At 61.6% G+C, this 5708-nt stretch carries 6 protein-coding genes; 5 read left to right on the plus strand and 1 reads right to left on the minus strand.

Annotation, left to right across the window (positions count from 1 at the left end; all coding sequences use genetic code 11):
• Nucleotides 1–389, plus strand: a 389-nt coding sequence (locus tag RR842_RS10430) for a metalloregulator ArsR/SmtB family transcription factor (protein WP_332513341.1), incomplete at its 5' end; no start/stop codon positions are given.
• On the opposite strand, the gene RR842_RS10435 is transcribed toward RR842_RS10430, so the two are convergent.
• On the minus strand, nt 386–1861 hold the full coding sequence (locus tag RR842_RS10435; RefSeq protein WP_332729696.1) for a helix-turn-helix transcriptional regulator: 1476 nt from the start codon (nt 1859–1861) through the stop codon (nt 386–388). The genes RR842_RS10430 and RR842_RS10435 overlap by 4 nt on opposite strands.
• A gap of 171 nt (nt 1862–2032) precedes the next feature.
• Here RR842_RS10435 and RR842_RS10440 point away from each other — a divergent pair, with 171 nt between their 5' ends.
• The 4 genes from RR842_RS10440 (at nt 2033) to RR842_RS10455 (ending at nt 5465) form a co-directional block, all read left to right on the plus strand.
• Nucleotides 2033–4267, plus strand: a complete 2235-nt coding sequence (locus tag RR842_RS10440; RefSeq protein ID WP_332729697.1) for a molybdopterin-dependent oxidoreductase — start codon at nt 2033–2035, stop codon at nt 4265–4267.
• 3 nt (nt 4268–4270) lie between these two features.
• Nucleotides 4271–4612 carry an oxidoreductase gene (locus tag RR842_RS10445; RefSeq protein ID WP_332513345.1) on the plus strand — a complete coding sequence of 114 codons (342 nt, stop codon included), beginning with the start codon at nt 4271–4273 and terminating at the stop codon, nt 4610–4612.
• 23 nt (nt 4613–4635) lie between these two features.
• On the plus strand, nt 4636–5172 hold the full coding sequence (locus tag RR842_RS10450) for a hypothetical protein (RefSeq protein ID WP_332513346.1): 537 nt from the start codon (nt 4636–4638) through the stop codon (nt 5170–5172).
• Between the two features lie 143 nt (nt 5173–5315).
• On the plus strand, nt 5316–5465 hold the full coding sequence (locus RR842_RS10455; protein WP_332513348.1) for a hypothetical protein: 150 nt from the start codon (nt 5316–5318) through the stop codon (nt 5463–5465).
• The last annotated feature ends 243 nt before the right edge of the window (nt 5466–5708 follow it).

The raw sequence follows: 5708 nt of genomic DNA on the forward strand, positions 1-5708 counted from the left end.
CTATGACACGCTTAAGAAATGAAGGTATGATTTTCCGCGCTTCGGTTATGCAAAAAGCGCTCGGAGAACCGCAGCGTATGCGTATTATGAAAATTCTTGGATCTTCTGGAAAGCACACCCACAACGTAAGCGACATCGCAAAGTTGCTCGATATTTCGCAGGCCGCAACAACAAAACATCTGAGAATCCTTCACGATGCAGGCTTTGTCACCCGCGAACGCGTCGATTCCAATATTTTTTATTCCGTAGACCAAGCGGGTCTGCGGGAATATCGTCAAGTTCTCGACTGTGGCTTCAAGGCGCAAACCACTCCTTGCGCAAACCACTATCACTGCGAAACCTGCCCACAAAACAGCACCTGCAACACCAATTTTCAGTGGGATTACTAGGAGCGATAACGCGATTGAAGGGCCCCCGGCACCCCTGCTTCGATGGCGTCGAGCAATTCTTCTCGAGAGTTGATGCCCATCTTGCGGTAGATATTGTAGGTGTGCGTCTTGACGGTGTGGCCCGAGATGCACAGCTTGTTCTGGATGTGCTCGATGCCACGCCCCTTCGCCAGTAGGAAGAACACCTCGGTTTCGCGCGCCGACAGTCCGGCATCGTGGGCCACGGCCGCGCAGCGCACCTTCCAGTGGCCCTGCTCATGGGTGTCGGGCGTATCGGCTGCCTCGTCGGGGTCGGTGGTGGCGCGCCTCGGCGCGAACGTGATGAAGAGCGCCAGCAGCACCACGAGGCCGAGTGCGATGCCCGAAAGCACTGCGAAGTCGATCGTCCCCGTGGCCGAGGCGAGCAGCCCGAGTGCGAATCCTCCGGCCATGCCGCCGCTCAGGGCCATCTGGCTCATGCCCACGAAGAACAGTGGGGAGGCTTTGCGCGCACGCGATGCCTGTACCTCGAACGCCACGCTGACCACGACAAGAAACAAATACCCAGCTAGCAACAGCAGATTGCTCAAGGCGTACAGCACGCCTGTGAACAGCGTCATGCACACCAACGACACTACCAGAAACGGGAACACCATGCGCAGCACGTCTATCTGGCTCATGCGTCCCGAGAACCTGTTCATGAACGCCAGTGCGATGCCCGAGCCGAGCAAGATGAACGCCGCAGTGCCGCCGAACAGTGCGACGTCGCCTGAAAGCTGGGTGACCGAGCCGGCGCCGAGCCCGAACACGATGCCGTAGCCGATGTAGATGATGCCGAACGACCACGAGAGTCCGGCGTTCTCCTTCGAGGTGGCGTACGGAATGCCGGCGTTCTCGCACAGGCCGGCGTCGTGCGCGACGATACGCTGGGCCACGAGGCTTGCCAGCGGGCAGACCACGAGCATGGTGATGCTGAAGTACGATGGCAACAGGTTGATGATCAGGTATACAAAGCCGCCGCAGGCAGCCGAGAACGCCATGCAGCGTGCGGTGAAACTTTTGTCCATGTTGGATACGACGGGCACCCAGAGGAAGAACAGGCAGCCGAGCCCTGCTCCCGACAGCGCCCAAGCGGCCAGATCGAAGGCCAGCGGCAGTGGTGCGTTCAGTGCCAGGTAGGCCAAGGGGGATAGAGCGGCTACGAGCGAGAACGCCGCTACGCCTGCAAACAGGACGAGAGGGGGCCGGCGCGCGGTCGAATCCACCCGCAGACGCGATACGCCGAAGGCACATGCACCGAATCCGACGAGCAGGGCGATACGCAGGGCGAGGTGGTACCACAGGTTCTCTAGGCTGGGATCGAGGAACGAGTTGCGCATAAGCAGGGTGAAGAAGCATGCCCAGAACAGCGACAACCCGCCCACTACGCAGAGCATGACGGCAGAAGATGGTGCTTGACGTGGGATTTCTTCGGTCCTAGTACTTTTTTCCATAGGTGCGGCCACGTCCCCTCCCGTGTTTTGCCGATGCTCGATTCTGCAAACCAGACCATCCGGCGATGGCGTCAATGATACGTGGTCTCTAGGATCGTGGCAAGCGAATGCGCTTGGCTGCAGAGGTTGGGCGAGTGCATCGAACTTGAGGCAAGGACGAGGAGGCAAGGCATGGCTGAGGAGTATAGAACCGTACAGCACGAGAAGCCCTTCCAGTACGAGGAGGGCGGGTTCAACGTCACGCGCGGTTGCGCTTGGACGGGGCCGGGCTGCCATTTGGGGTGCGGCGTGATCATGTATACCGATGAGAGCGGCAAGCTGGTGAAGTGCGAGGGCGACCCGGAAGACCCCTGGACGAACGGCCGCCTGTGCATGCGCTGTCTGGACGTGCCCGAGGTGACGCACCACAAGGAACGCCTCGAGTACCCCCTGAAGCGCGCCCGTGAGGACCGCGGCCTTGACAAGTGGGAGCGCATCTCGTGGGACGAGGCCTACGACCTCATTACCGAGAAGTTCATGGCCATGAAGGAAAAGTACGGCGCAGAGTCCGTGGTGTTCGCCCAGGGAACCGGCCGCGACATCGCCGCCTATATCACGCGCCTGTGCTGGTCGTTCGGCTCTCCCAACTACACGGGCTTCCTGTCGGGCCAGGCATGCTACCTGCCGCGCATCGCCGGCATGGCCGCCACGACGGGCGCTCCTTGGATTCCCGATGCTGCCCAGCAGTTCCCCGAGCGCTACGACCACCCGGACTACGAGGTGCCCGAGGTCATGTTCATCTGGGGCAACTATCCGCTGAAATCGAACATTGAGGGCTTCTACGGCCACTGGGTCATCGACCTTATGAAGCGCGGCATGAAGCTGGTTTCGGTGGACCCGAAGGTCACGTGGCTGGCATCCAAGTCCGAGCTGCACCTGCGCGTGCGCCCCGGCACCGACGCGGCGCTGGCGCTGGGCATGATGAATGTCATCATCGAGGAAGACCTGTACGACCATGAGTTTGTGGACAACTGGTGCTACGGCTTCGACGAGTTGGCGGCGCGCGCCGCCGAGTTCGATACCGCGCGTGTGTCCGAGATCACGTGGGTTCCGGCCGAGAAGATCGTCGCGGCGGCTCGGATGCTCGGCAACGCCAAGAACTCCACGCTGCAGTGGGGTGTGGCCGTGGACATGACGCGTGAGGCCATGCCGGCCGGTCAGGCCATCCTGGCCCTCTGGGAGATCACGGGCAACATGGAGCGCCCGGGCGGCATGATCGTGGCGCCGGAAATCTTGTCGGTTGCGGGCGGCTGGGGACGCGAGGTGTTGGGCGGCGAGCAGGAAGCCAAGCGCATCGGCATCAAGGACTACCCGCTGTTCAACTTCGGCTTCGCCGTGTCGCAGCCCGACGAGACCGTGAAGACTATCGAGACGGGCGTGCCCTACGAGATCCACGGCGCTTGGCTGCAGACCACGAACCCCATCGCCTGTATGGGTGCCGACCCGCAGCGCTTGTACAAGGCGCTGAACAAGCTGGACTTCATCGTGGTGGTGGACCTGTTCAAGACGCCCACCACGGCAGCTCTGGCCGATGTCGTGCTGCCGGCCTGCACGTTCCCGGAGCGCAATGGCTTGGCCTTCGTGTCCGGCGCGCAGCGCGGCTCCAGCATCAACAAGGTTACGGACGTGGGCGAGTGCCGCAGCGACATGCAGATCAACCTGGAGTTGGGCCGCCGCTGGAACCCCGAAGCGTGGCCGTGGGACAACGTGGACGACATGTTCACCGACATGCTCAAGCCCACGGACATGACGTTCGAGGAGCTGCAAGAAGTAGCCCCGGCCTACCAGCCTATCGAGTATTACCGCTACAGATCAGGCAAGCTGCGCAAGGACGGCACGCCCGGCTTCAACACGCCCACTGGCCGCATAGAGCTGTGGAGCAACTTCTACAACCAGGCCGGCCTCGACCCGCTGCCCTACTTCGAGGAGCCCGAGCCCGGCCCCGGTTCCACCCCCGACCTCATGGCGGAATTCCCGCTGGTTATGACGAGCGGTGCGCGCACCTGGGGCATGTTCCACTCCGAGCATCGCCAGATCGAGCGCATGCGCCACTACCGCCCTTGGCCGCTGATGGAGATACATCCCGAAACGGCTGCGAAGTACGGCGCGCGCGACGGCGACTGGGTGTGGATGGAAGGCCCCATGGGCCGCGCCAAGCGCAAGGCGAAACTCACGCCCATCATGGACCGCCGCATCGTGTCATGCGACCATGGCTGGTGGTTCCCCGAGGGCGACCCGGAGAAGTTCTACGATGTGTTCGACCTGAACATCAACAACACGCTTCCGTGGATTCCCGGCAAGAGCGGCTTCGGCTCGAACTACAAGAGCTCCATCTGTAAGATCTACAAAGTCGAGGAAGGGGAATAGACCATGGCGAAGTACGGAATCCTGGTTGACGCGCAGTGGTGCTCCGGCTGCCACAGCTGCGAGATAGCCTGCCAGATGGAGCACGGCCTGCCCGTGGGCGAGACCGGTATCCACGTGGTGAAGATAGGGCCGTGGGCCATCGGCGACGAGGCTGACGAGAACTGGCAGTTCAGCTACCTGCCCATCCCCACCAAGCAGTGCGACACCTGTGCGGCGCGCCGCGGTTTGGGGAAGGTGCCCACCTGCGTGCAGCATTGCCAGTCGATGTGCCTTGAGTTCGGGGCACTGGACGAGCTGGGCGCGAAGATGGACGAGAAGCAGAAGACGCTGTTCGTCGTGGCGTAGGACGAGGAGAAAGTAGGGGAAGTATGTACAGTAAGAAATACTATATCGTGTACGGTTTGTTCTTCTCGTTTATTGTGGCGGCGGTGCTTTGCTTGTGCTTGACCATCATGCAGGGCATGCCGCATATCGATCCGGTGTTCTACGCTCTGAGCTTCGGCGTGGCGTTTGTTACGTCGTTCGTGGTGACGGCGGTTATTCCGCTGGCGCGCATTGCGGCGGCGTGTGCGGTGTACTACGACGCGAAGCCCGGGTCGGTGGCGTTCCGGCTTATCCAGAACGTGTTCTTCAGCACGCTTATCATGTTTTTCTTAGGCATCGTTATGACGGCGTTCATGACGGGCGTGGGGGAGACGCAAGTTATGAGCACCATGACGGGGCAGATGATGGGCGTGAACCTGTTCGACCGGTTCGTGGGCCTGTGCCTGCAGTTTTGGCCGACCATCGTTATCGTGGCGTTTTTGGCCGATCCGGCGGCGGGTGGCTTGGCGAAGGTTATCGTGAAGCCCCAGCCTCAAGCTGAAGCTGTTCCCAAGGCTCCTTCGGAGGTTCGCGCTGCATGAGTCGGTCTGGCAACAGCGGTTCTTCCCGCATCGAAAGCGACCGGCCTGTTGATGGTGCGCCTTTGGGCAGGTGTCCCGTGTGCACTGGTTGCCTCAAATGCAAAGCGGCGTCCCCTTCGGGGGGCGCCGGTGCCAGGCGCAGCGTGCAGGACGTGGTCGACGCCGTGACGGGCGCCACGTGGGGCACGCGCAACCGCATCATGGAAGGGCTGTTCAAGGAAGATTTGCGAGCGGGCGCGCAGGGTTTGCCCGTGTTCAGTTCTCCCGGCAGCCCTGTGAAGCGCGACGAGTAGGCGCTTCGCGAGATCGTCCGCTGCGCTGTGGCGCACAGGCAGCCCCGACTTCGAAGGTTCGATATCGCGTCGAGCGAAGCGGGCGCCACCGAAAGTCGTTCTCGTGCGCAGGTGTCTTTGCTTGCTTGGCGAACCGGCTGTTTTCGGCTGATATGCTGGAACCATCATACGCAGGGGACGTTTGTTTCGATCGAGCCGTCCGTACGTCAAGAGGGATTTCCATGGGCAAGATCCGGTTCGTCG

It is taken from the genome of Gordonibacter sp., assembly GCF_036667095.1.
Lineage (GTDB): Bacteria > Actinomycetota > Coriobacteriia > Coriobacteriales > Eggerthellaceae > Gordonibacter.